Annotated in this window: 21 protein-coding genes and 1 tRNA gene; 18 read left to right on the top strand and 4 right to left on the bottom strand. The window is 65.3% G+C overall.

What is annotated here, in order from left to right:
- The first annotated feature begins 96 nt into the window (after window positions 1-96).
- From CAL24_RS02765 to erpA, 6 genes are all read left to right on the top strand, one after another.
- A complete protein-coding gene (locus CAL24_RS02765) occupies window positions 97-1,194 on the top strand; it encodes a TRAP transporter substrate-binding protein (protein ID WP_028354902.1) in 1,098 nt (365 codons plus the stop codon).
- 281 nt (window positions 1,195-1,475) lie between these two features.
- Window positions 1,476-1,904 (top strand): 50S ribosomal protein L13, encoded by a 429-nt coding sequence (rplM, locus tag CAL24_RS02770; RefSeq protein WP_028354901.1) that lies wholly within the window; start codon window positions 1,476-1,478, stop codon window positions 1,902-1,904.
- 9 nt (window positions 1,905-1,913) lie between these two features.
- Window positions 1,914-2,306 carry a 30S ribosomal protein S9 gene (gene rpsI / locus CAL24_RS02775; protein ID WP_028354900.1) on the top strand — a complete coding sequence of 131 codons (393 nt, stop codon included), beginning with the start codon at window positions 1,914-1,916 and terminating at the stop codon, window positions 2,304-2,306.
- Between the two features lie 94 nt (window positions 2,307-2,400).
- Window positions 2,401-3,459 (top strand): N-acetyl-gamma-glutamyl-phosphate reductase, encoded by a 1,059-nt coding sequence (argC, locus tag CAL24_RS02780; RefSeq protein WP_028354899.1) that lies wholly within the window; start codon window positions 2,401-2,403, stop codon window positions 3,457-3,459.
- A 43-nt stretch (window positions 3,460-3,502) separates the two neighbouring features.
- A complete protein-coding gene (locus CAL24_RS02785; RefSeq protein WP_094805674.1) occupies window positions 3,503-4,252 on the top strand; it encodes a DUF6776 family protein in 750 nt (249 codons plus the stop codon).
- Window positions 4,253-4,338: 86 nt separating this feature from the next.
- A complete protein-coding gene (gene erpA / locus CAL24_RS02790; RefSeq protein WP_028354897.1) occupies window positions 4,339-4,707 on the top strand; it encodes an iron-sulfur cluster insertion protein ErpA in 369 nt (122 codons plus the stop codon).
- Between the two features lie 103 nt (window positions 4,708-4,810).
- Here the strand turns inward: erpA and CAL24_RS02795 are convergent, their stop codons facing one another.
- Both CAL24_RS02795 and CAL24_RS02800 read right to left on the bottom strand, forming a co-directional pair.
- Window positions 4,811-5,947 carry an anhydro-N-acetylmuramic acid kinase gene (locus CAL24_RS02795; RefSeq protein WP_094805675.1) on the bottom strand — a complete coding sequence of 379 codons (1,137 nt, stop codon included), beginning with the start codon at window positions 5,945-5,947 and terminating at the stop codon, window positions 4,811-4,813.
- Window positions 5,948-5,969: 22 nt separating this feature from the next.
- On the bottom strand, window positions 5,970-7,385 hold the full coding sequence (locus tag CAL24_RS02800) for a M23 family metallopeptidase (protein ID WP_028354895.1): 1,416 nt from the start codon (window positions 7,383-7,385) through the stop codon (window positions 5,970-5,972).
- A gap of 272 nt (window positions 7,386-7,657) precedes the next feature.
- Between CAL24_RS02800 and tyrS the strand changes: the two genes are divergently transcribed.
- Entirely contained in the window at window positions 7,658-8,887 is a 1,230-nt protein-coding gene (gene tyrS / locus CAL24_RS02805) for a tyrosine--tRNA ligase (RefSeq protein ID WP_028354894.1), read from the top strand.
- 30 nt (window positions 8,888-8,917) lie between these two features.
- Window positions 8,918-9,571 carry a YbhB/YbcL family Raf kinase inhibitor-like protein gene (locus CAL24_RS02810; protein ID WP_028354893.1) on the top strand — a complete coding sequence of 218 codons (654 nt, stop codon included), beginning with the start codon at window positions 8,918-8,920 and terminating at the stop codon, window positions 9,569-9,571.
- Between the two features lie 59 nt (window positions 9,572-9,630).
- Here CAL24_RS02810 and CAL24_RS02815 read toward each other — a convergent pair whose 3' ends face one another.
- On the bottom strand, window positions 9,631-10,263 hold the full coding sequence (locus tag CAL24_RS02815; protein WP_028354892.1) for a LysE family translocator: 633 nt from the start codon (window positions 10,261-10,263) through the stop codon (window positions 9,631-9,633).
- A 191-nt stretch (window positions 10,264-10,454) separates the two neighbouring features.
- Between CAL24_RS02815 and glyA the strand changes: the two genes are divergently transcribed.
- The 10 genes from glyA (at window position 10,455) to CAL24_RS02865 (ending at window position 22,214) form a co-directional block, all read left to right on the top strand.
- Complete coding sequence (glyA, locus tag CAL24_RS02820; RefSeq protein WP_028354891.1) at window positions 10,455-11,702, top strand: serine hydroxymethyltransferase; 1,248 nt, start codon at window positions 10,455-10,457, stop codon at window positions 11,700-11,702.
- Between the two features lie 109 nt (window positions 11,703-11,811).
- Complete coding sequence (gene nrdR / locus CAL24_RS02825; protein WP_028354890.1) at window positions 11,812-12,291, top strand: transcriptional regulator NrdR; 480 nt, start codon at window positions 11,812-11,814, stop codon at window positions 12,289-12,291.
- Between the two features lie 52 nt (window positions 12,292-12,343).
- Window positions 12,344-13,477 carry a bifunctional diaminohydroxyphosphoribosylaminopyrimidine deaminase/5-amino-6-(5-phosphoribosylamino)uracil reductase RibD gene (gene ribD / locus CAL24_RS02830; protein WP_028354889.1) on the top strand — a complete coding sequence of 378 codons (1,134 nt, stop codon included), beginning with the start codon at window positions 12,344-12,346 and terminating at the stop codon, window positions 13,475-13,477.
- A 36-nt stretch (window positions 13,478-13,513) separates the two neighbouring features.
- On the top strand, window positions 13,514-14,143 hold the full coding sequence (locus CAL24_RS02835; protein WP_094805676.1) for a riboflavin synthase: 630 nt from the start codon (window positions 13,514-13,516) through the stop codon (window positions 14,141-14,143).
- Window positions 14,144-14,487: 344 nt separating this feature from the next.
- Entirely contained in the window at window positions 14,488-16,413 is a 1,926-nt protein-coding gene (locus CAL24_RS02840) for a PrkA family serine protein kinase (RefSeq protein ID WP_170947016.1), read from the top strand.
- A 12-nt stretch (window positions 16,414-16,425) separates the two neighbouring features.
- Window positions 16,426-17,685: a YeaH/YhbH family protein gene (locus tag CAL24_RS02845; protein ID WP_028354886.1), complete on the top strand. Its 1,260-nt coding sequence runs from the start codon at window positions 16,426-16,428 to the stop codon at window positions 17,683-17,685.
- Window positions 17,682-19,247, top strand: a complete 1,566-nt coding sequence (locus CAL24_RS02850; RefSeq protein WP_028354885.1) for a SpoVR family protein — start codon at window positions 17,682-17,684, stop codon at window positions 19,245-19,247. Before CAL24_RS02845 ends, CAL24_RS02850 begins: the two co-directional genes overlap by 4 nt.
- Window positions 19,248-19,639: 392 nt before the next feature.
- Window positions 19,640-19,730: transfer RNA gene (locus tag CAL24_RS02855), tRNA-Ser, on the top strand.
- A gap of 516 nt (window positions 19,731-20,246) precedes the next feature.
- The gene (locus tag CAL24_RS02860; protein ID WP_094805678.1) at window positions 20,247-20,696 is read left to right on the top strand and encodes a tripartite tricarboxylate transporter TctB family protein; all 450 of its coding nucleotides are present in this window, start codon (window positions 20,247-20,249) and stop codon (window positions 20,694-20,696) included.
- Window positions 20,697-20,708: 12 nt separating this feature from the next.
- On the top strand, window positions 20,709-22,214 hold the full coding sequence (locus CAL24_RS02865) for a tripartite tricarboxylate transporter permease (protein ID WP_094805679.1): 1,506 nt from the start codon (window positions 20,709-20,711) through the stop codon (window positions 22,212-22,214).
- A gap of 162 nt (window positions 22,215-22,376) precedes the next feature.
- Here the strand turns inward: CAL24_RS02865 and proP are convergent, their stop codons facing one another.
- Complete coding sequence (proP, locus tag CAL24_RS02870; protein WP_094805680.1) at window positions 22,377-23,909, bottom strand: glycine betaine/L-proline transporter ProP; 1,533 nt, start codon at window positions 23,907-23,909, stop codon at window positions 22,377-22,379.
- Window positions 23,910-24,003 lie beyond the last annotated feature (94 nt).

A 24,003-nucleotide genomic window follows, 5' to 3' on the forward strand; every position in this document is an offset into this window, starting at 1 on the left:
GGATATCCCCGTGGTCCGCTCAGGTATGACAACGTGTAATATCCGCCAGTATCGCTTGCGATATCCCATACCGAGTTGCCACCGAGGAGCCAACAAATGCAACGTCGTTCCTTCCTGAAACAAGCCGGCCTGGGCGCCGTGGCGGGTAGCGCCGCGGTCGCCGCGCCGGTGTTCGCGCAAGACGCGCCCACCCTGAACTGGCGCATGGCGTCCAGCTTCCCGCGCAGCCTGGACACGCTGTTCGGCACGGGCGAGATTTTCTGCAAATTCGTCAACGAGGCCTCGGGCGGCAAGTTCACCATCCGCCACTTCCCCGGCGGCGAAATCGTCCCGGCGCTGCAGGTCATGGACTCGGTGTCCAACAACACCATCGAGTGCGGCCATACCGTTTCGTACTACTACTACGGCAAGAACCCGGCGTTCTGCTTCGATGCCGCCGTGCCGTTCGGCCTGAACGCCCGCCAGATGAACGCCTGGATGTTCGACGCCGACGGCATGAAGCTGACCCGCGAAATGTTCAAGCCGCACAAGATCGTCAACTTCCCCATGGGCAACACCGGCGTCCAGATGGGCGGCTGGTACCGCAAGGAAATCAAGTCGGTCGAGGACCTCAAGGGCCTGAAGATGCGCACCGCGGGCTTCGCCGGCGAAGTGCTGTCGCGCCTGGGCGTGGTGCCCCAGCAGCTGGCCGGCGGCGACGTCTACCCGTCGCTCGAAAAAGGCACGCTGGATGCCGTCGAGTTCGTCGGCCCGTACGACGACGAAAAGCTCGGCTTCAACAAGGTGGCCAAGTACTACTACTACCCGGGCTGGTGGGAAGGCGGCCCGCAGGTATCGCTGTACTTGAACGAAGGCGCCTGGAACGGCCTGCCCAAGTCCTACCAGGCCATCGTCGAGGCCGCCAGCCGCGTGGCCCACGTGGCCATGACCTCGCGCTACGATGCCGTGAACCCGGGCGCGCTGCGCAAGCTCATCGCCGGCGGCGCCGAACTGCGCCCCTTCCCGCGCTCGGTCATGGACGCCTCGTACGAGGCCGCCCAGACGGTCTACAAGGAATTCTCCGACAAAGACCCGAAATTCAAGGCCTTGTACGAGAACTACATGGGCTTCCGCGACAGCGTGGTGCCCTGGTTCCGCCTGGCCGAAGGCTCGTACGACCAATACCTCGGCGTGGCGATGTCGGCCAAGAAGTAACCCGAAGCCACGGACGCAGCCGGCCCCGCCGGCGCGTCCCGGGCATCCGGTGGGGCGGGCGCCATGCCCGCCCCGCTTGCATTCCGGGGCCGATTGCCCAATATTTGCGCAATCGTGCTAGAATCATCAGCTTTCCCTTATTCCGGTTGGTAGCACGGGCGGGTAATAACGCTTAGGCCGGTCTTGGGTTGACCCCAGGTTTTCCATCAAGACACAACGGAATAGGAAAAAATTCTTGCCGGGCTCTTCTGGCAGGAAAATCTTTATATTAGGAACCAATCATGAAGACCTTTGTGGCCAAGCCGCATGAAGTCCAGCGTGACTGGTTTGTGATCGACGCCAAGGGCAAAGTCCTCGGTCGTGTGGCCAGCGAAGTCGCACGCCGCCTGCGTGGCAAGCACAAACCCGAATTCACGCCGCACGTTGATACCGGCGATTACATCGTCATCATCAACGCCTCCGAGATCGTCGTTACGGGCAACAAGGCGCAAGACAAGAAGTACTTCCGCCACACCACCTACCCGGGCGGCATCCGCGAAACGAACTTCGAGAAAATGCAGCAGCGTTTTCCCGGCCGCGCCATCCAGAAGGCCGTCAAGGGCATGCTGCCCAAGGGTCCGCTGGGCTACGCCATGATCAAGAAACTCAAGGTGTACGCCGGTGCCGAGCACCCGCACACCGCTCAGCAGCCCAAGCCGCTGGATATCTAAGGAAACGCCATGATCGGTAACTGGAACTACGGAACCGGCCGTCGCAAAACCTCGGTGGCTCGTGTTTTCATCAAGAAAGGTTCGGGCAAGATCATCGTCAACGGCAAGCCCGTCGACGAGTTCTTCGCGCGCGAAACCGGCCGCATGATCGTGCGCCAGCCGCTCGAGCTCACCGGCCACCTCGAATCGTTCGACATCAAGGTCAACGTGCACGGTGGCGGCGAAACCGGCCAGGCCGGCGCGGTGCGTCACGGCATCACCCGTGCCCTGATCGACTACGACGCGGCGCTCAAGCCCTCGCTGTCGCAAGCTGGCTTCGTCACCCGCGACGCCCGAGAAGTCGAACGCAAGAAAGTCGGCTTCCGCAAGGCACGTCGGCGCAAGCAGTTCAGCAAGCGCTAATGTCCCCGAAAAGGCCGCGAAAGCGGCCTTTTTGTTTCAGGGCGCGGCACGCGAAGCGATACAATCTTTTTTCGTCCTACGGAAGCACCACACCATGGCCAACGCATCGAACTCCCGCATCAAGGTCGGCATCGTCGGCGGCACCGGCTATACCGGCGTCGAACTGCTGCGCCTGCTGTCGCAGCATCCCAACGTGGAACTCACCGCCATCACGTCCCGCAAGGAAGACGGGCTGCCGGTGGCCGATATGTTCCCGAACCTGCGCGGCCGCGTGAAGCTGGCGTTCTCCACGCCCGAAAAAGCCAACCTGGCCGATTGCGACGTGGTGTTCTTCGCCACCCCGCATGGCGTGGCCATGGCGCAGGCGCAGGAACTGCTCGCCGCCGGCACGCGCATCATCGACCTGGCCGCCGATTTCCGGCTGCAGGACACGGCCACGTTCGAGCGCTGGTACAAAATGCCGCACAGCTGCCCCGACATCCTGGCCGAATCGGTGTACGGTCTGGTCGAACTCAACCGCGAAGCCGTGGCCAAGGCTCGCGTCGTCGGCAACCCCGGCTGCTATCCCACCACCGTACTGCTGGGCCTGGCACCGCTGCTCGAGAACGGCCTGGTGGATACCCAGACCCTCATCGCCGACTGCAAGTCGGGCGTTTCCGGCGCTGGCCGCAAGGCCGAGGTGGGCACGCTGTTCTCCGAGGCAAGCGACAACTTCAAGGCCTACGGCGTGGCGGGCCATCGCCATCACCCCGAGATCACCGAGCAGCTCGAAAAGCTGGCCGGCGGCAAGGTCGGGCTGACCTTCGTGCCCCACCTGGTGCCCATGATCCGCGGCATGTTCTCGACACTCTATGCGCGCATCCGCCCGGAAGCCCTCGGCACGGATTTCCAGGCGCTGTACGAAAAGCGCTACGCCGACGAAGCCTTCGTGGACGTCATGCCGGCCGGCAGCCAGCCCGAGACGCGCTCGGTGCGCGGTTCCAACAACCTGCGCATCGCCGTGCAGCGTCCCGGCAACGGCGACCTGCTGATCGTGCTGGTCATCCAGGACAACCTGGTCAAGGGCGCTTCCGGCCAGGCGGTGCAGAACATGAACCTCATGTTCGGCCTGCCCGAGTCGGCCGGCCTGGACCAGGTCGCCATCCTGCCGTAATGCCTTGCCGGGCCGTCCCTGCGCGGGCGGCCCGGCGGACACGATGCAAGCCGTTCCCGAACCGACCCCCGCGCGCCGATCCGGCTCCGTGATGCGATGGCTGGCCGCGCTCTGCGTACTGGCCGTGGGGGTGGCGCTGGGCGCCGCGGCGGGCTATCGCTATGCCCAGCACATGGCCGATACGCCGGGCAGCGTAATGCTGACCGCCGACCAGGCCGCTGCCCAGGAGGCCGCCGTCCGGCAAAGCCAGGCGGAAAGCCGCTTCCTGCGCGCCCAATTGGATACGGCCGACGGCGAGATCGCCGTCGAGCGCGCCGCGCGCCAGGAACTGGAAACCCAGCTGCGCAGCACCCAGGAAGAACTCGGCCGGGTGCGCGACCGGCTGGCCTTCTTCGAGCAGCTCCTGCCGCCGGGCCCGGAAGGGGCGGTCGATATCCGCGGCGCCGAGATCCAGCGCGAAGGCCCGGGGTTGCGCTACCGGGTGCTGTTGATGCGCAGCGGCCGCGGCGACACCCCCTTCACGGGCATGCTGCGATTCCAGGCGGCCGGCATCCTGAAGGGCGAGACCGTCTCGGTGGACCTGGCGCCCATGCAGGTCAAGGCCGATACGCCGGCCGACCCCGGCGCGGCGTCGGCCGCGGATGCCAGCCCCCTGGCCCTGCGGTTCGACCAGTACCAGCGCAGCCAGGGCATGCTGCAATTGCCCGAGGGATTTGTCCCCGAAACCGTCACCGTCAGCGTGCTGGAAGGCAGCACCGTGCGGGCGTCGCGCACCGTCAAACTGGAATTTTGAACGGCGCCGCGTCTGCGCTATAGTGAACCCATGCAGGCGGCATCGCCGCCCGATCCCATATGGCCGACACGGCCAGGAGCTCCACCATGAATGCAGTCACTGAAACCGTCGATCTCCAGGCGCCTCCGTCGCCGCTGGTCTTCACCGATTCCGCCGCGGCCAAGGTCAAGGACCTGCTGGCCGAAGAGGGCAACCCCGAACTGAAACTGCGCGTGTTCGTGCAGGGCGGCGGCTGTTCCGGCTTCCAGTACGGCTTCACCTTCGACGAAGCCGTCAACGAAGACGACACCGTGCTCGACAAGAACGGCGTGCAATTGCTGGTCGATCCCATGAGCTTCCAATACCTGGTCGGCGCCGAGATCGACTACAAGGAAGACCTCGAAGGCGCGCAATTCGTCATCCGCAATCCCAACGCCACCACCACCTGCGGCTGCGGCTCGTCGTTCTCGGTCTGAGGCGGCGCGGGCGCTGCGGCGCGCGCATCCAATCCAAGCCCCCGCCCTGGCGGGGGCTTGTCATTGAGGCATGCAGGCGGGCGTGGCCCGGCTTGCGTGCCTTTCAAGCGGGATACAACGCCCCCAGCACGCGCGGGCCGCGCGCGCCGGTGACTTCCGGCACGCCGGCCGGCGTGCGGTCCAGGCAGGCCTGGGCCAGCCAGGCGAAGGCCATGGCCTCTACCCATTGGGCCGGCACGCCGGCCGCGTCGGTGGGCTGCACGGGCCGCTGCAGGCAGTAGGCCAGTTCACGCATCAACCCCGTGTTGCGGGCGCCGCCGCCGCACACCAGCACATCGCGCGTGGCCGGCGCGCTGGCCTCCAGAGCATCGGCCACCGTGCGGGCGGTGAAGCGCTGCAGCGTGGCCTGTACGTCTTCGGGCGCGGGGCGGACGCCGTCGTAGCTTTGCAGGCGCTGGTCCAGCCAGGCGGCATCGAACAGGTCGCGCCCGGTGGATTTGGGCGGCGGCAGGGCCAGCCACGGTTCGCTGGCGATCAGGTGTTCGAGCAGGTCCGGCAGCACCCGGCCGGACGCGGCCCAGCGGCCGTCGGCGTCGTAGGCTTGCCCGGTATGTCGGTGGCACCAGGTGTCCAGCAGCACGTTGGCGGGGCCGGTGTCGAAGCCGCGCGGCGGCTGCCCGGCCTGCAGCAGGGTAAGGTTGGCGATGCCGCCCAGGTTGAGCACGGCGCGCGGGTGCGCGGCCTGGAACATGGCGGCGTGGAAGGGCGGCACCAGCGGCGCGCCCTGGCCCCCGGCCGCCACGTCGCGGCTGCGGAAGTCGGCCACCACATCTATGCCGGTGAGTTCGGCCAGCAGGGCGGGCGCATTGAGCTGCAGGGTATAGCCCAGGTCGGGCCGGTGGCGCACCGTCTGGCCATGCGCCCCGATGGCGCTGACGGCCGAGGCGGGCTGGCCCGCCTGTTCCAGCAGGGTTTGTACCGTGCGCGCATACAGGCGCGCCAGGCCTTGCGCCGCCACGGCGGCGCGATGCAGTTCGTCGGCGCCGCTGGCGTTCAGCGCCAGCAGCTCGGCGCGCAGATCCGGCGGCATGGGCAGCCCGGCGCTGGCCAGCACTTGCGGCGCCGCGCCGGGCGCCAGGCGTGCCAGCACGCCATCGGCGCCGTCCAGGCTGGTGCCCGACATCAAGCCAATGAAAAGGCGGCCCGACGTCGGGGAACGCGGGCCGCCGGATCGAGTCATGGGCGTGCCGGCCGAGCCGGACCTAGCGGCTGGCCACGTTGGTGGCGGATTCGGGCAGGGTCTGCTGGAATTCCGTCAGCAGGGCGATCTGCTGCTTGTAGGGCAGCACGGCTTCCTTGAATTTGCGGGCCTCGGCGGCGTCCAGCGGGCGGCTGACCGGCAGGTCGGCCGCCAGGGGGTCGACCGGCTGGTTGTCGATGCGGAATTCGTAGTGCAGGTGCGGCCCGGTGGCCCAGCCGGTGGAGCCCACGTAGCCGATGAGCTGGCCCTGCGCGACTTTGGCGCCGCGCTTGATGCCCGCGGCGATGCGGCTCTGGTGGGCGTAGACGGTGGAGTACTTGCCGAAGTGCTTGATGATGACCACATTGCCGTAGCCGCGCTGCTGGCCGGCGAACTCGACCGTGCCGTCGGCGGTGGAGTGGATCGGCGTGCCGGTGGGGGCGGCGTAGTCCACGCCCTTGTGTCCCGTCCAGGTTTTGTGGATGGGGTGCATGCGCATGCCGAACGTGGAGCTGATGCGCGAGAACTTCAGGGCGGTGCGCAGGAACGCGCCGCGCAGGCTGACGCCGTCGAAGTCGTAGTAGGCGCCCGACTTGCCGTCGGGGCTGAACCAGACGGCGTTGTAGGTCTTGCCGTTGTTGACGAACTCCAGCGCCAGCACGCGGCCGGCGCCGGCGTAGCGGCCCTGGTGCGAGCGGACTTCGTACACCACGCGGAACTGGTCGCCGCGCCGGATGTCGCGCAGGAAATCGACCTTGGAATTGAGGATGTCGGCCATCTGCATGGTGACCGAATCCGGGACCCCGGCGGCATCGGTGGCGCCGAACAGCGACGAGCGGATGGTGCCGACCGCGACGCGGGTCTGGCGGTCGGTGTTGTCGGAGATCTCGCGGGCGACGTAGGAGTCTTCCGACGGCGTCACCAGCAGCATCTTGGTGGTGATCTGGCCGTTTTCCTCGTCGCCGGGCGTATGGATGTAGCGCAGCCAGACCAGCTTGCCTTCGGCGTCGGTGGCGGCCTGCACCGAGCGGCCCGGATACAGCTTGTAGATGCTGCGGGCGCTGGGCGCCTGGGTCAGGAAACGCTGCAGGCCGGGGGCGTCGATATCCAGGCGCTGCAGCACGGCAGCCAGGGTGTCGCCGCGCCGGATGCGGGTTTCGCTGATGTACGGGGCGGCGTCGTCGATATTGCTGATGCTGACCTGCCCGGCCTGCAGCGGCAGGACGCTTTCGATCTGCCGGGACGGCGGCAGCTCGGTGCGGTCCGGTTGCTGGACCATGCCGAGCGCGGCGGCGCCGGCGAACAGGCCGATGGCGGAAACCAGGAGCGTGCGGCGGAAGAGACCGGCGCGGCGGGACGTGGACTCGGGGCGGGGGGCGAACAGGGCGGCGGCCTTGGCGCGCAGGCTGCCTGCCAGACTGTTGGAGCCACGATTCATCGTGTAGGACCTTTCAGGGTGGCGTGAGTCCCCAGGATGCTTGCGCAGGTACAGGCCGGCCTGGCATGCGCGCTGGCACGCGGGGGCCTGGGCCCTGCGACACATCTGTGAACAACGGGTGTTTAGCCGGGACAGCAACTGCGACGGCGGCAGTTGCGTATGATTAGGGCAGTATCCTAGCTGATTCAGCTAGAATTTTCGACTTCTTTTTGACTTATTTTGGTACTTTTTTCACGATTTTGCCGGTACCAGCCCCCGTTTCTGCACTCATCATGTCCCAACCCCAAGCTCCCATCACTTCCGAGGTCGAAGCCGACCTGCGCGTCGCCACCCGTGGCTGCGACGAACTGCTGGTCGAATCCGAGTTCGCCCAGAAGCTGGCCAACAGCCGGGCCAGCGGCGTGCCGCTGCGCATCAAGCTGGGGCTGGATCCCACCGCGCCCGACATCCACCTGGGCCACACGGTGGTGCTCAACAAAATGCGGCAACTGCAAGACCTGGGGCATACGGTCATCTTCCTGATCGGCGATTTCACCTCCATGATCGGCGATCCGAGCGGGCGCAATTCCACTCGGCCGCCGCTCACCCGGGAACAGATCGAGACCAACGCGCAGACCTACTACGCCCAGGCCAGCCTGGTGCTGGACCCGGCGCGCACCGAGATCCGCTACAACTCCGAATGGAACGACCAGCTCGGCGCGCGCGGGCTGATCCAGCTGGCTTCGCGCTATACCGTGGCGCGCATGATGGAGCGCGACGATTTCACCAAGCGCTTCAAGGGCGGCGTGCCGATCGCGGTGCACGAGTTCCTGTACCCGCTGATGCAGGGCTATGACTCGGTCGTGCTCAAGGCCGACCTGGAACTGGGCGGCACCGACCAGAAGTTCAACCTGCTGGTGGGCCGCGAGCTGCAGAAGGAATATGGCCAGGCGCCGCAGTGCGTGCTGACCATGCCGCTGCTCGAAGGGACCGACGGCGTCGAGAAAATGTCCAAGTCCAAGGGCAATTACATCGGCATCTCGGAAACCCCCGAATCCATGTTCGGCAAGCTGATGTCCATCTCGGACACGCTGATGTGGCGCTACTACGAACTGCTGTCGTTCCGGTCGCTCGACGACATCGCGGCGCTCAAGGCCGCCACCGAGGCGGGCGCCAACCCGCGCGACGCCAAGGTCGCGCTGGCGCAGGAAATCGTCGCGCGGTTCCATTCCGCCCAGGCGGCCGAGGCCGCGCTGGCGGCCTTCCAGGCCCGCTTCCGCGACGGCGCCATGCCCGAAGACATGCCCGAGATCAATGTGGCCGGCGCGCCGCTCGGTATCCTGAAGGTATTGCGCGAGGCCGGGCTGGTGGCTTCCGGCGCCGAGGCGCAGCGCAATGTCGAGCAGGGCGGGGTGCGGGTCAACGGCGATCGCGTCGAAGACAAATCGTTGCAATTACAGGCCGGCACCTATGTCCTGCAAGTGGGCAAGCGCAAGTTCGCCCGTGTTAACTTGGCAGGGTAGGAAGCGCCTACGGCCTCGCAGGAGCACGACATGAAACTTTCGAGTCTATCTTTTTCCGATAACGAGTCGATTCCCGATCGCTACGCTTTCGGCAAGATCGACCCGCAGTCGCACGTCGCACTCGCGGACAACTTCAATCCCCAGTTCTCGTGGGACGACGTGCCCGAGGGCACCCGCTCGTTCGTCCTGATCTGCCACGATCCCGACGTGCCGTCCAAGCCCGACGACGTCAACCAGGAAGGGCGGACCGTGCCGGCCGACCTGCCGCGCGTCGATTTCTTCCATTGGGTGCTGATCGACCTCTCCGCCGACCTGCGCGAGATCGAAGAAGGCGCCTTTTCCAACGGCATCACCCCGCGCGGCAAGGGCGGCCCGCTGGCGCCCAACGACGCGCGCCAGGGCATCAACGACTACACCTCGTGGTTCGCCGCCGACCGCGACATGAACGGCGACTACTTCGGCTACGACGGCCCGTGCCCGCCCTGGAACGACGAAATCCCCCACCGCTACGTGTTCACCCTGTACGCGGTCGACGTGCCCCAGCTCGACGTGCAGGGCACCTTCAACGGCAATGACGTGCTCAAGGCGCTGCAGGGCCACGTGCTGGCCCAGGCCAGCCTGACCGGCGTGTACACCTTGAACCCGGAACTGGCGCCGCGGCAGATCGGCGACACGTCGGCCTGAGCCCGCGGCATCCCGCCCGGCGCCTCCGGCCGGCCGGCCCCGGCGCCCGGGGGGCGGGGTCAGTTGGCGGCCCGCCGCAGGCGCAGCAGGGCGAGGCCGAACGACACGAAGGCCGCGCCGATGGCGCGGTTCAACCACAGCACGACCGTCGGGCGGCGCAGCAGCCCGCGCGCCTGCCGCGCCAGGCCGCCGTACAGCAGCAGGCTGGCGCATGAAATCGCCATGAAGAGCCCGGTCAGCACGAAGAACTGCGGCAACAGCGGCCGGGCGGTATCCAGGAACTGCGGGAAGAAGGCGCTGAAGAACAGGATCGGCTTGGGATTCAACCCGGCCACCAGCAGCGCCTCGGCATACAGCCGCAGCGGGCTGCGCGGCGTCGCGGCGGCCGGCTCCGGCGGTGCCAGCCGGACGCGGCCGGCCAGGTGGCGCAGGCCCATGTAGATCAGGTAGCAGGCGCCGGCCACCTTCACCATGGCGAATGCCAGGGCGGAGGTCTGCAGCAGCACGCCCAGCCCCAGCATGGCGGCCGCCGACAGCAGGAACAGCCCGGTGATGTTGCCCAGCGTGGACGGCACTACGGCCCGCCAGCCGCCGCTCGCGCCGTTGCGCATGGCCAGCAGGACCGCGGGGCCGGGGCTCATGATGTTGAGCGCGGCGACCAGGACGAAAGCGAGCAGGGTCTGAGTGTCCATGAAAGTTCCTCACGCTGGGTTGAGCGGATTTGCGGGTTGGGCGGCGTTGCGCGTTTTTGGGCGGCCCGCAAGCGTCATTTTGCGCGTTTTCGGCCCCGGCGGGGCGCGGACGGGGCCGGTCGGCGCGGTAAACTAGCGGCCATTCCCGCATTTCGGCTTTCCCCTTTTTGCCGCTCCAGGAACCCTCCGCCATGTTCGACCGCAAACTGACCCTGTCCCAGGTAGACCCCGACGTCTGGGCCGCCATCCAGAAAGAAGAAGTCCGCCAGGAACAGCACATCGAGCTGATCGCGTCGGAAAACTACGCCAGCCCCGCCGTCATGCAGGCGCAGGGCACCCAGCTCACCAACAAGTACGCCGAAGGCTATCCGGGCAAGCGCTACTACGGCGGCTGCGAGTACGTCGACGTGGTCGAGCAGCTCGCCATCGACCGCCTCAAGCAGCTGTTCGGCGCCGAGGCCGCCAATGTGCAGCCCAACTCCGGTTCGCAGGCCAACCAGGGCGTGTACATGGCGGTGCTCAAGCCGGGCGACACCGTGCTGGGCATGAGCCTGGCCGAAGGCGGCCACCTGACGCACGGCGCCTCGGTCAATGCCTCCGGCAAGCTGTACAACTTCATCTCGTACGGCCTGGACGCCAACGAAGTGCTCGACTACGCCCAGGTCGAGAAGCTGGCCAAGGAGCACAAGCCCAAGCTGGTCGTGGCCGGCGCCTCCGCCTATTCCCTGCATATCGACTTCGAGCGGCTGGCCCGCATCGCCCACGACAACGGCGCGCTGCTGATGGTCGACATTGCCCACTACGCCGGCCTGGTGGCCGGCGGCGCGTATCCCAACCCGGTGCCGCACGCCGATTTCGTCACCTCGACCACCCACAAGTCGCTGCGCGGGCCGCGCGGCGGGGTGATCATGATGAAGGCCGAGTACGAGAAGATCATCAATTCGGCCATCTTCCCGGGCATCCAGGGCGGCCCGCTGATGCACGTCATCGCCGCCAAGGCGGTGGCTTTCCAGGAAGCCCTGTCGCCCGAGTTCAAGCTGTATGCCGAGCAGGTGGCCAAGAACGCCAAGGTGCTGGCCGAGACCCTGGTCAAGCGCGGCCTGCGCATCGTGTCCGGCCGCACCGAAAGCCATGTGATGCTGGTGGACCTGCGTCCCAAGGGCATCACCGGCAAGGAAGCCGAGGCCGTGCTGGGCCAGGCCCACATCACGGTCAACAAGAACGCCATCCCGAACGACCCGGAAAAGCCCTTCGTGACCAGCGGCATCCGCCTGGGCACGCCGGCCATGACCACCCGCGGCTTCAAGGAAGCCGAGGCCGAGCTGACCGCCAACCTGATCGCCGACGTGCTCGACAACCCCCGCGACGAGGCCAACATCGCCGCGGTGCGCGCCCGCGTCAACGAACTGACGGCCCGCCTGCCGGTCTACGGCGGCTGATCCGGCCCGGCCCCGGCGGCCAGGGCCGCCGTTTTGGCGTATTTTTCGCGCCGGCACCGACACACGGTGCCGGCGTCATTACAATACGCCAAACTAATGGGGGGCGCACATGAGATGCCCATTCTGCGGCAACGCCGACACGCAAGTGGTAGACAGCCGGGTGTCCGAAGAGGGCGACACCATCCGCCGGCGCCGCCGCTGCCTGTCCTGTGACAAGCGTTTCACCACCTACGAGCGCATCGAACTGGCGATGCCCTCGGTAGTCAAGCGCAACGGCAGCCGCAGCGACTACGACACCGCCAAGCTGCGCGCCAGCCTGGCGCTGGCGCTGCGCAAGCGGCCCGTGAGCACCGACGAGGTCGACAGCGTGGTGGCGCGCATCGAGGAAACCCTGCTGGCCAGCGGCCAGCGCGAGGTCTCCACCGAGCGCATCGGCGAGCTGGTCATGGCGGAACTCAAGAAGCTCGACAAGGTCGCCTACGTGCGCTTCGCCTCGGTTTACAAGAATTTCGAGGATATCGGCGAATTCGTCGACGCCATCCGCGAAATGCAGGGCCCCAAGCTGCCGGGCAAGCTGCGCAAGGAATGAAACAGCGGCGGCCGCTTCCGCGGCCGCCGCGCATACAATCGCGGTGACCATCATGTCCGACGCCGACGATATCTACTGGATGCGGCGCGCGCTGGCCCTGGCGCGCTCCGTCATGTACACCACCACGCCCAACCCGCGCGTCGGCTGCGTCATCGTGCGCGACGGCCGTGTGGTGGGCGAGGGCGCCACCCAGCCGCCCGGCGGCCCGCACGCCGAGATCCGCGCCTTGCGCGACGCCGCGGCGCGCGGCGAATCGGTGCGCGGCGCCACCTTCTACGTCACGCTGGAACCCTGCAGCCATTTCGGCCGCACGCCGCCCTGCGCCGACGCGGTGGTCGATGCCGGCCCGGCCCGCGTGGTGGTCGCCATGGGCGACCCCAACCCGCAGGTCGGCGGCCGCGGCCTGGCGCGCCTGCGCGAGGCCGGCATCGCCGTCACCACCGATGTCTGCCTGGAAGAAGCGCTCGAGATCAACGCCGGTTTCGTCGCGCGCATGAGCCGCGGCACCCCCTGGGCATGGGTGAAAATGGCCGCCTCGCTGGACGGCCGCAGCGCCTTGCACAATGGCGTGTCGCAATGGATCACTGGCGAGGCCGCGCGCGCCGACGGGCATGCCTGGCGCGCGCGCAGTTGCGTCGTGCTGACCGGCATGGGCACCGTGCTGAAAGACGACCCGCGCCTCAATGTGCGCGGCGTGCTGACCACCCGGCCGCCGCGCAAGGCGGTGGTCGACGGCCGCTTCGAGATCCCCGAGGACGCGCGCTTGTTCGACGGCACCGAAGTACTGGTCTTCACGGCCCGGCCGGACGCCGCCAAGGCCGAGCGCCTGGCCGGCCGCAATGCGCGCGTGGTGGCCCTGCCGGACGGCGATTCCGACCGGGTCGACCTGCCCGCCATGATGCGCTGGCTGGGCGAGCACGAATTCAATGAAGTCCATGTCGAGGCCGGCGCCGGCCTGGCCGGCGCGCTGGTGTCGGCCGGCTGCGTGGACGAATTGCTGCTGTACCTGGCGCCAGTGCTGCTGGGCGACGCCGCGGCCATGCTGCGCTTGCCGCTGCTCGAGCACCTGGAAGGCGCCCGGCGTTTCGAATTCACCGATACCCAGCGCATCGGCGCCGACCTGCGCCTGCGCGCGCGCGACCCGGCGCGCTGGCAGGCGTTGCGCGAGCCGGTCGCCTGCCGCTAGGGTATTGTTTATTGCATCGTTTTCAGGAGATTTTCCATGTTCACCGGTCTGGTTGCTGCAGTGGGCCGTATCGTGCGCCTCGAACCGCTCGGCGGCGCCGAGCAGGACGGCGTGCGCCTGGACATCGACGCCGGCGGCCTGGACCTGAGCGACGTCGGCATCGGCGATTCGATCGCCGTGCAGGGCGCCTGCATGACCGTCGTGGCGCTCGACGCCCCGCGGTTCCAGGTCGAAGTCTCGCGCGAGAGCCTCAACCTGACGACCGGCCTGGATCGCCTTGGCGAAGTCAACCTGGAGAAGTCCCTGCGCGTGGGCGACCAGATCGGCGGCCACCTGGTGTCCGGCCACGTCGACGGCATGGGCGAGGTGCTGCGCTTTGCCGAAGTCGGCGAGTCGCGCGAGCTCGTGATCCGCGTGCCGCAGCACCTGGCGCGCTTCCTGGCGTACAAGGGCTCGATCACGGTCAACGGCATCAGCCTGACTGTCAACCGCGTTACCGATGTCGCTGACGGATGCGACATCAGTATCAACATCATTCCGCACACCCAGGCGGTGACCACGCTGCGCAACGTGAAGCCGGGCGACCGCGTCAACCTGGAAGTGGACACCATTGCGCGCTATGTCGAGCGCATGCTGGCCGCTCCGCGCCTCGATGACATGAAATAGCCCGGCGGCGGCGCGAGCGCGCCGCTGGCTGCTAGCGCTCGGCAGGCACGGCTGCCAATTTCGCTGCGGGTCCGCGGCTTGCTACCTCATGGGCAAGCATGGCGGCACGCTACGCCTTGAAACGTCCACGCATGAATCTTTTCGCGCGTTATGCAACTTGTTTCACAGCATGGCGGCCTAATCGTAAATAGGTCCACCCGACCCAATCTATGGTGTGTGGCGAAAGCAACATATCAAGATGATGTGCATGATCCCATTACCATAAAGTCTAGCGGCAATGGGCAATGAGGAACACAATGGGATGACGGACCTATTAACCGACCATGCGCTGTAGGAGGTTATCCGTGCAAAACATCGTCGAAGGTTTCAAGTCGCTGTACGCGAAAGACCAGGAAACCGAGCTCTCTCTCGAGGACTACCTGGCACTGGCCAAGAAAGACCCCATGGCTTATGCCAGCCCCGCCGAACGCATGCTGGCGGCGATCGGCGAGCCGGAACTCATCGATTCCCGCAACGATCCACGGCTGTCCCGGCTGTTTTCCAACCGGATCGTGCGGCGGTACCCTGCCTTCAAGGAATTCTTCGGGCTGGAAGAGGTCATCGACCAGATCGTCGCATTCTTCAAGCACGCCGCGCAGGGGCTGGAAGAGCGCAAGCAGATCCTCTACCTGCTGGGGCCGGTGGGCGGCGGCAAGTCGTCGATCGCCGAGCGCCTGAAGGCGCTGATGGAAGCCTATCCCATCTACGCGCTCAAGGGTTCGCCCGTGAACGAGTCGCCGCTGGGGCTGTTCCATCCCGATCGCTTCGGCGACACACTCGAGAAAGAGTATGGCATCCCGCGGCGCTACCTGACCGGCATCATGTCGCCGTGGGCGGTCAAGCGCCTGAAAGAATTCGACGGAGATATTTCACAATTCCGCGTGGTGCGGCTCAACCCCTCGGTGCTGCGCCAGGTCGCCATCGCCAAGACCGAGCCGGGCGACGAGAACAACCAGGACATTTCCTCGCTGGTCGGCAAGGTCGATATCCGCAAGCTCGACCGCCACTCGCAGGACGACCCGGACGCCTATAGCTACTCGGGCGGGCTGTGCCTGGCCAACCAGGGCCTGCTGGAATTCGTCGAGATGTTCAAGGCGCCCATCAAGATGCTGCACCCGCTGCTGACCGCCACGCAGGAAGGCAACTTCAAGGGCACCGAGGGTTTCTCCGCCATTCCGTTCAATGGCCTGATCCTGGCGCACTCGAACGAATCGGAATGGCAGACCTTCCGCAACAACAAGCACAACGAGGCGTTCCTCGACCGTATCTACATCGTCAAGGTGCCGTACTGCCTGCAGGTGACCGAGGAAGTCGAGATCTACAAGAAACTGCTGCGCAACAGCTCGCTCGCCACGGCGCCGTGCGCGCCGGGCACGCTCGACATGATGGCCCAGTTCTCGGTGCTGACCCGCCTGAAAGAGCCCGAGAATTCCAGCATCTATTCGAAGCTGCGGGTCTATGACGGGGAGTCGCTGAAAGACGTCGACCCCAAGGCCAAGGCGCTGCAGGAATACAAGGACTACGCCGGCACCGACGAGGGCATGACCGGGGTATCGACGCGCTTCGCGTACAAGATACTGTCCAGCGTGTTCAACCACGACCAGACCGAAGTGGCCGCCAACCCGGTGCACCTGATGTACGTGCTGGAGCAGCGCATCGGGCGGGAGGACTACCCCGAGGAAATCCGCCGGCGCTACCTGGATTTCATCAAGGGCTACCTGGCGCCGCGCTATGCCGAATTCATCGGCAAGGAGATCCAGGCCGCCTACCTGGAATCGTATTCCGAGTACGGCCAGAACATCTTCGACCGCTATGTCACCTTTGCCGACTGCTGGATCCAGGACGAGGAGTTCCGCGACCCGGAAACCGGCGAAAGCTTCGACCGCGCCGCGCTGAACGACGAACTGGAGAAAATCGAGAAGCCGGCCGGCATCGCCAACCCGAAGGACTTCCGCAACGAGATCGTCAACTTCGTGCTGCGCGCCCGCGCCAACAACGCCGGCCGCAACCCGACCTGGACCAGCTACGAGAAGCTGCGCGAAGTGATCGAGAAGAAGATGTTCTCGAACACCGAAGACCTGCTGCCTGTCATCTCGTTCAACGCCAAGGCTTCGGCCGAGGACAAGAGCAAGCACCAGAGCTTCGTCGACCGCATGGTCGACAAGGGCTACACGGAGAAGCAGGTGCGCCTGCTGTGCGAGTGGTACTTGAGAGTGAGGAAGTCATCCTGAGCGAGGTGAATCATGAATTCACTCATCGATCGGCGTCTGAACGGCCGCAATAAAAGCGCGGTCAACCGCGAACGCTTTCTCAGGCGATACAAGGACCAGATCCGCAAGGCCGTACAGGATCTGGTGCGCGAAAGGTCCATCGAAGACATGGACCAGGGCGGGGAAATCAACCTGCCCGCGCGCGACATCTCCGAGCCGCACTTCCGGCATGGCCCGGGGGGCGACCGCGAGCTGGTGCACCCCGGCAACCGCGAGTTCGCCAAGGGCGATACCTTCCCGCGCCCCAACGGTTCGGAAGGCGGGGGCGGCTCCGAGCCGGGCGAGGGCGAATCGGTGGACCAGTTCACCTTCAGCCTGTCGCGCGCCGAATTCCTCAACCTGTTCTTCGAAGACCTGGAGCTGCCGCACCTGATACGCACGCAGCTGGGCGACGTCACCCAGAAGAAATGGCAGCGCGCCGGCTACACCACCACCGGCTCGCCCAGCTTGTTGAGCGTCAGCCGCACGCTCAAGGCCTCGTTGTCGCGCCGGGTGGCGCTGAGCGTGGCGGCGCGCGCCGAACTGGAGGCGGCCCAGGCCAAGCTGGATGCCGCCATTGCCGCCGGCGCGCCGCAAGCCGAGATCGACGCGCTGCGCCAGGAAGTGGAAGACTGCGCCAACCGGTTGGAACGCCTGCCGTTCCTGGACGACCTGGACCTGCGCTACCGCAACCGTATTTCCGTGGCCATGCCGATGGCGCGCGCGGTGATGTTCTGCCTGATGGACGTGTCCGGTTCCATGGACGAAGGCAAGAAGGACCTGGCCAAGCGCTTCTTCACGCTGCTGTACCTGTTCCTGTCGCGCAAGTACGAGCACGTCGACGTGGTGTTCATCCGCCACACCGACAACGCCGAGGAAGTCGACGAGCAGACCTTCTTCTACGATCCCAAGAGCGGCGGCACCATCGTGCTGTCGGCCCTGGAGCTGATGCACGAGATCGTGCAGGAACGCTACCCGCCCAGCGCCTGGAATGTGTACGCGGCCCAGGCGAGCGACGGCGATTCATTCGGCGCCGACGCGGGCAAGAGCGCGCGCTTCCTGGCCGAGAACCTGCTGCCGGCCACGCGCTATTTCGCGTACATCGAAATCCCCGACTCGCAGGAAGCACGCAAGAGCAGCCTGTGGGCCGAGTACGAGCAGGAAACGGCGCCGCATTTCGCCATGCGCCGGATCTGCGAACGCGGCGAGATCTATCCCGTGTTCCATGATCTGTTCAAAAAGGAAACAGCATGAATGCCATCGTGGGCTCTCGTGCCGAGCTGGAGGCCCTTGGGAAGGCCCGGCCCCTTTCCGAAGGTTCAGAGTGGACGTTCGAACTCATCCAGCGCTATGACGAAGCCATCGCCGAAGTGGCCGAGGAATTCGGCCTGGATACCTACCCGAACCAGATCGAGGTGATCACGTCCGAGCAGATGCTCGACGCCTATGCGTCGGCGGGGCTGCCCATCGGCTACCCGCACTGGTCGTACGGCAAGGAATTCATCCGCAACGAGCAGTTCTACCGGCGCGGCATGCAGGGCCTGGCCTACGAGATCGTGATCAACTCCAACCCCTGCATCTCGTACCTGATGGAAGAGAATTCCATGGCGATGCAGGCGCTGGTGATCGCGCACGCCTGCTACGGCCACAATTCGTTCTTCAAGGGCAATTATCTGTTCCGCCAATGGACCGACGCGGACAGCATCCTCGACTACCTGGTGTTCGCCCGCAAGTACGTCATGGACTGCGAAAGCCGCTACGGCATCGACGCCGTGGAGGCCATCCTGGATTCCTGCCATGCGCTCACCCCGCACGGGGTGGACCGCTACAAGCGGCCCGCGCCGGTTTCCTACAAGGAAGAAGCGCAGCGCCAGGCCGAGCGCGAGGAACATGCCCGCCTGCAGTACAACGACCTGTGGCGCACCCTGCCGCAGGTCGACTCCGACCCCGCCGAAGAGCGGCGCCGCACCGTCTTCCCGCCCGAGCCCGAAGAAAACCTGCTGTACTTCATCGAGAAGCACTCGCCCAAGCTCGAACCGTGGCAAAAGGAACTGGTGCGCATCGTGCGCAAGATCGCCCAGTACTTCTACCCGCAGGGCCAGACCAAGGTCATGAACGAAGGCTGGGCCACCTTCTGGCACTACACCATCCTGAACCGCCTGCACCAGAAAGGCCTGGTCACCGACGGCTTCATGATGGAGTTTTTGCAGAGCCACACCAACGTCGTCAGCCAGCGCGGCTTCGACGAGCGCGGCTATGGCGGCATCAACCCCTATGCGCTGGGCTTCGCCATGATGTCGGACATTCGCCGCATCTGCGAATCGCCCACCCCGGAGGACCGGCAGTGGTTCCCGGACATCGCCGGCAGCGACTGGCTGAAGACCCTGGACTTCGCCATGCGGAACTTCAAGGACGAGTCCTTCATTTCCCAGTACCTGTCGCCGCGCCTGATCCGCGAATTCCGCTTCTTCGCCATCGCCGACCACCAGGCCAGCCCCGTGCTGGAAGTAGCCGCCATCCACGACGACGAGGGCTACCGGCAGATCCGCAAGCTGCTGGCGGAGCAGCACAACCGCGACAACCAGGTGCCCGACATCCAGATCGTGCGCTACCGCCGCGAGTCTGACCGCTCCCTGGTGCTGCGCCACTTGCAGACCCGCGGCCGTCCGCTGGCCGGCGAGGACGCCGATCAGGTCATGAAGCACCTGGGCCGGCTGTGGGGCTTCAAGGTGCGCCTGGAAGAAACCGAGCCGGACGGCACCGTCAGCGCCTACCGGGAAGTGAACCCGACGAATACGTATCGCGAGGGGAATTGAAGCGCGGCGCCGGCGGGGGCGCGAGCGGGTGTCGGGCATTTCTTTGGGCAGCGTGTTGCTTGTAGGGCGGGTGTCAGACACCCCATGAGATGCTCGTTGCTTGCCAACCGTATTTAAAGGGGTGTCTGACACCTACATCAGCAGCAAGATGCACACGTCCTCCCAGGCGTAGCCCTCGCAGGTGTCAGACACCCTTTGAGGCGGATTGCCCAGGCAAAGAGCCTCTCTTGGGTGTCTGACACCTTTCCCCTTCCGCCCGCTGCGCTCTCATGTGTCCCCTTATTCATCGGATCACATCCGGCTGTCACTATCCCGCCGTTCTGCTAGAATCGCGGATTCGCATTCGTGCGCACCCGGCCCGCCCGGTACCCGCCGCGAACGCATCCCGATCAGGACAGGTGGCCGAGTGGTTGAAGGCGCACGCCTGGAAAGCGTGTATACGTGATAAGCGTATCGGGGGTTCGAATCCCCCTCTGTCCGCCAAGAATTCAGAAAAGCCCTTGATAATAAAGGGCTTTTTTTGCGTTTCTTGGAACCACGCCTCGCCAGCCGGTCCGAATGCGTCCGCCACCCGGAACCGAGCGCGTGGGCCAGATCCCGCTTACGTCGAAGCTCGGCCGCTCCCTGTTGGCCACCTCGCAATAGCCCATGCATTGGGGTCGTGGGACGGGCTCCCGTAGCAGGACCACGCAACAGGTTTGGATTATCTGACGCCAACCCTGGGCTCAGCATGGCAGTGCATTTTCCGATTTTTCCACGGCCCGCATGAATGATCGGCAGCCCTGCTGTCGATGATGAATCTGCTGGCGCAGTTGCATCATCGACGCCGTTCCACGGCCGAGTGTTTCATGAGGATCGAGCCTCGAAAAGCCGAAACATGGCCAAATGGTTAGGAAAAGGTAACTTGACGCAGGGAAGCGGCCAAAAGGAACATCTGCGATCTCAGTTTCGCGCATTCGAGCGGAACGGTGTTCGAGAATATTCCAAGGAGATAACTGCATGCGTAGAGTCGACTACCGGGATTTGATCGGTGGCGGATTGACCACGCTTGCCGGGGCTGCAGCGATGTACCACTCATTGACTGCGTTTACCGTCGGTACGGCCGACCGGATGGGTCCAGGCTTCTTCCCCGCCCTCGTAGGCGGCCTCTTGGTGCTGTGCGGATTCATGATATGGATCCCCGCGCTGCGGCGTGCAGGGCCCATGCCCAAGGTCGAGGTGAGGCCGCTGTTCTGGATCAGTATTTCGGTGCTCGCATTCGCCTTGCTGATCCTGCCATTCGGCTTGGTGCCCGCGATCATCGCGCAGAGTGTCCTTGCCGGTCTTGCGGATTGCAAGCTGTCTTGGCGCGGTTCGTTGATCCTGGCCGGGGCGCTTTCCATCGGGGCTACTCTGGTCTTCAAAATCGGGCTGGGGGTAATCCTGCCAACCTTCGCATGGCCGTGGTAGGGGAACTCAAAGATGGAACTGCTTGACAACGTCGTGTTGGGTCTGACGACCGCGCTCGACTGGAACAATCTTCTCTGGTGCTTCGTCGGGGTTTCGCTGGGTACGCTGATAGGGGTGATCCCGGGCGTGGGGACATTGGCGACGATGTCGCTGCTGTTTCCGATCACCTACGTCCTGGAGCCCACCGCCGCGCTGATCATGTTGGCCGGTATCTGGTACGGCAGCACGTACGGCGGCTCGACGGCCTCGATCCTGCTGAATCTTCCCGGAACGCCAGCCAATGCCGTGACGTGTCTGGATGGGTTTCCCATGGCCAAGCAGGGGAGGGCCGGTGTTGCGCTGTTGATGACGACCGTGGCCTCGTTCTACGGGGCCACCGTTGGCATCGTGATGATGATGCTGTTCTCGCCGCTCGTTGCGGAGGTCGCGTTCAAGTTCGGCCCCGCCGAGTACTTTGCGATCATGGTGCTGGGGCTGGTGGCGGCCTCTGTGGTGTCGTCCGGTTCGGCGATCAAGGCCATCACGATGGTCGTCGGCGGTGTGCTGCTGGGCATGGTCGGTACCGATGTCAATTCGGGCGTTGCGCGCTTCGATTTCGGATTTCCCGAACTCCAGGATGGCGTGCAGATCGTCGCGCTTGCCATGGGCTTGTTCGGCGTAACCGAGATTATCGCCAGCATCAACCATGTGAAGGCGGCTGGACGCAAGATCGACGTATCGATGAAAGCCATGCTGCCCACCCGTGACGAAATCAAGCGCTCGTGGGGGCCAATGGCTCGCGGATCGGGCCTGGGATCATTCTTCGGCGTGTTGCCCGGCGTGGGCCCGACCGTGGCCGCCTTCATGGCGTATGCGCTTGAGAAGCGGACTTCCAAGACGCCCGAACGCTTCGGTCATGGTGCAATCGAGGGGATCATGGCGCCGGAGTCAGCCAACAACGCATCGGATCAGGCCTCCTTCATCCCGACAATGACACTCGGCATTCCCGGCAGCGTGACGATGGCGCTGATCATTGGCGCGTTGATGATCCACGGCATCCAGCCCGGCCCGCAAATGCTGACCGAACACCCCGATATGTTCTGGGGTCTGGTGATGAGCTTCTGGATTGGCAACATCGTCCTGGTGATCCTGAACGTGCCGATGATCGGCTTGTGGGTCCGGGTATTGACGATCCCGTATCACATCCTCTACCCGGCGATCGTGATGTTCATCTGCATCGGCACCTATGCAGTCAACAACAATGTCTTCGATGTCTACGCAGTTCTGGTGTTCGGCATCGCCGGCTATGTAATGCGGGTGCTTGGTTTCGAGCCCGCTCCGTTGCTGCTCGGCTACGTGCTGGGCCCGATGCTGGAGGAAAACTTCCGGCGCGCCATGCTGCTTTCACGCGGCAGCTTCCAGACCTTCATCGAGCGCCCCATCAGTATGTGGGTGCTGCTCTTGACGGCCGTCTTGCTGGTGTGGGGAGTCCGGAGCAGCTTGCGCCAGCGCACGACTGCGCCTATGGTCCAGACCTGATCCGCACCGATAGGGTGCGGGAAAGCTGCCCTGCCACGATATGCGCGATGCTGGCTGGCGGGGCTGCATGCTTCAGGCTGATGGGCTCTTCTATGTTCCGGTAGCAGCGGCGGGCGCAGGAGCGCTCCCGCATGCCAGCGCGAATCAATAAAAAAGAATGCCTCACTCCAGATGCGGATGCCTGTCCACCAGCCGCTGGCGCCGCTGCCGCAGGGCTTCCAGCATTTGCTCCAGTTCGGCGATCTCTTCCTCGACTTCCTGGAGGTTTTCCTCGATGTGGGCGTAGGCTTGCTGCAGCAGCAGCTTCGCTTCGCGCCGGCTGGAGGCGTTGGGGGTGTCGCCGCGCAGCGGGCGGTTGGCGGTCTCGGGCAGGAAGAACGAGGTGATCAGGCCGACGACGGCCGCCGCCATCAGGTAGAAGGCGGGCATCATCAGGTTGCCGGTTCCTTCCACCAGCCAGGCCGCCACGGTCGGGGTCAGGCCGGCGATGATGATCGCCACATTGAATGAGCTGGCCAGGGCGCTGTAGCGGATGCGGGTGGGGAACAGCGCGGGCAGGGTGGAGGCCATGACGCCGGTCAGGCAGTTCAGCAGCACCGCGATGATGAGCAGGCCCAGGAAGATCAGGCCGGTGTTGTCGGTGCCGATGAACTGGTAGGCGGGCAGCGCCAGCAGCAGCAGGCCGACGCTGCCGGTCAGCAGGAAAGGCTTGCGGCCGACCTTGTCGCTGAAGAAGCCCACCACCGGCTGCACGAACAGCATGCCGATCATGACCACGACGATGATCAGCACGCCGTGCTCTTCGGAATAGCCCAGGCTGCTGGACAGGTAGGTGGGCATGTAGGTCAGCAGCATGTAGTAGGTGATGTTGGTCACCAGCACCATGCCGATGCAGACCAGCAGGGCCTTGCGGTACTTGGAGAAGACCTCGCGGAACGATACGGACGGCCGTTCTTGCACCGCGTCGCGGTCTTCTTTTTCCATCTTCGCCAGCTGTTCCGTGAAGGCCGGGGTTTCTTCGGCGGCGTGGCGCAGGTACAGGCCCAGCAGTCCGAGCGGCCCGGCCACGAAGAACGGCACGCGCCAGCCCCAGTCGAGGAAGGCCTGTTCGCCGAGCGTGGACTGCAGCAGCACCACCAGCCCCGCGCCCAGCACGAAACCGGCGATGGAGCCGAAGTCCAGCCAACTGCCGAGGAAGCCGCGCCGGCGGTCGGGCGCATACTCGGCCACGAAGATGGCCGCGCCGGTGTATTCGCCGCCCACCGAGAAGCCCTGGGCCAGTTTGCACAGCAGCAGCAGGATCGGCGCCCACAGGCCGATGGCGGCGTACGAGGGGATCAGGCCGATGCAGAAGGTGCTGATCGCCATGATGATGATGGTGAGCGACAGCACTTTCTGCCGGCCGAAGCGGTCGCCCATCAGGCCGAAGAACACGCCGCCCAGCGGGCGGACCAGGAAGGGCACCGAGAACGTCCCCAGCGCGGCGATGGTCTGCACGGCGGGCGAGGCGTCCGGGAAGAACACTTTGCCCAGCGCGAAGGCCACGAAACCATAGACGCCGAAGTCGAACCACTCCATGGCATTGCCCAGGGCGGCCGCCGTGACGGCCTTCTTCAGCTTGGTGTTGTCGATGACGGTGATGTCATCGATCTGCAATGGCCGGGCCGGCTGTGATGCGGTGGATGTCTGTGTCATGGATCTGCTTCCCGTGGTGTGCAAGACAGGTGCCTGCGGATGAAACCCTTGCTGACCATCGCGCGGGCCTGGCGAACTTGCCCGGCCCGCGCCT

Source organism: Bordetella genomosp. 2 (assembly GCF_002261345.1).
GTDB lineage: Bacteria > Pseudomonadota > Gammaproteobacteria > Burkholderiales > Burkholderiaceae_B > Bordetella_A.

Excerpts from the sequence above, each read along its gene's own strand:
- CAL24_RS02765 (WP_028354902.1), top strand. The coding sequence starts at position 97 with ATGCAACGTCGTTCCTTCCTGAAACAAGCCGGCCTGGGCGCCGTGGCG.
- rplM (WP_028354901.1), top strand. The coding sequence starts at position 1,476 with ATGAAGACCTTTGTGGCCAAGCCGCATGAAGTCCAGCGTGACTGGTTT.
- rpsI (WP_028354900.1), top strand. The coding sequence starts at position 1,914 with ATGATCGGTAACTGGAACTACGGAACCGGCCGTCGCAAAACCTCGGTG.
- argC (WP_028354899.1), top strand. The coding sequence starts at position 2,401 with ATGGCCAACGCATCGAACTCCCGCATCAAGGTCGGCATCGTCGGCGGC.
- CAL24_RS02785 (WP_094805674.1), top strand. The coding sequence starts at position 3,503 with ATGCAAGCCGTTCCCGAACCGACCCCCGCGCGCCGATCCGGCTCCGTG.
- erpA (WP_028354897.1), top strand. The coding sequence starts at position 4,339 with ATGAATGCAGTCACTGAAACCGTCGATCTCCAGGCGCCTCCGTCGCCG.
- CAL24_RS02795 (WP_094805675.1), bottom strand. The coding sequence starts at position 5,947 with ATGACTCGATCCGGCGGCCCGCGTTCCCCGACGTCGGGCCGCCTTTTC.
- CAL24_RS02800 (WP_028354895.1), bottom strand. The coding sequence starts at position 7,385 with ATGAATCGTGGCTCCAACAGTCTGGCAGGCAGCCTGCGCGCCAAGGCC.
- tyrS (WP_028354894.1), top strand. The coding sequence starts at position 7,658 with ATGTCCCAACCCCAAGCTCCCATCACTTCCGAGGTCGAAGCCGACCTG.
- CAL24_RS02810 (WP_028354893.1), top strand. The coding sequence starts at position 8,918 with ATGAAACTTTCGAGTCTATCTTTTTCCGATAACGAGTCGATTCCCGAT.
- CAL24_RS02815 (WP_028354892.1), bottom strand. The coding sequence starts at position 10,263 with ATGGACACTCAGACCCTGCTCGCTTTCGTCCTGGTCGCCGCGCTCAAC.
- glyA (WP_028354891.1), top strand. The coding sequence starts at position 10,455 with ATGTTCGACCGCAAACTGACCCTGTCCCAGGTAGACCCCGACGTCTGG.
- nrdR (WP_028354890.1), top strand. The coding sequence starts at position 11,812 with ATGAGATGCCCATTCTGCGGCAACGCCGACACGCAAGTGGTAGACAGC.
- ribD (WP_028354889.1), top strand. The coding sequence starts at position 12,344 with ATGTCCGACGCCGACGATATCTACTGGATGCGGCGCGCGCTGGCCCTG.
- CAL24_RS02835 (WP_094805676.1), top strand. The coding sequence starts at position 13,514 with ATGTTCACCGGTCTGGTTGCTGCAGTGGGCCGTATCGTGCGCCTCGAA.
- CAL24_RS02845 (WP_028354886.1), top strand. The coding sequence starts at position 16,426 with ATGAATTCACTCATCGATCGGCGTCTGAACGGCCGCAATAAAAGCGCG.
- CAL24_RS02850 (WP_028354885.1), top strand. The coding sequence starts at position 17,682 with ATGAATGCCATCGTGGGCTCTCGTGCCGAGCTGGAGGCCCTTGGGAAG.
- CAL24_RS02860 (WP_094805678.1), top strand. The coding sequence starts at position 20,247 with ATGCGTAGAGTCGACTACCGGGATTTGATCGGTGGCGGATTGACCACG.
- CAL24_RS02865 (WP_094805679.1), top strand. The coding sequence starts at position 20,709 with ATGGAACTGCTTGACAACGTCGTGTTGGGTCTGACGACCGCGCTCGAC.
- proP (WP_094805680.1), bottom strand. The coding sequence starts at position 23,909 with ATGACACAGACATCCACCGCATCACAGCCGGCCCGGCCATTGCAGATC.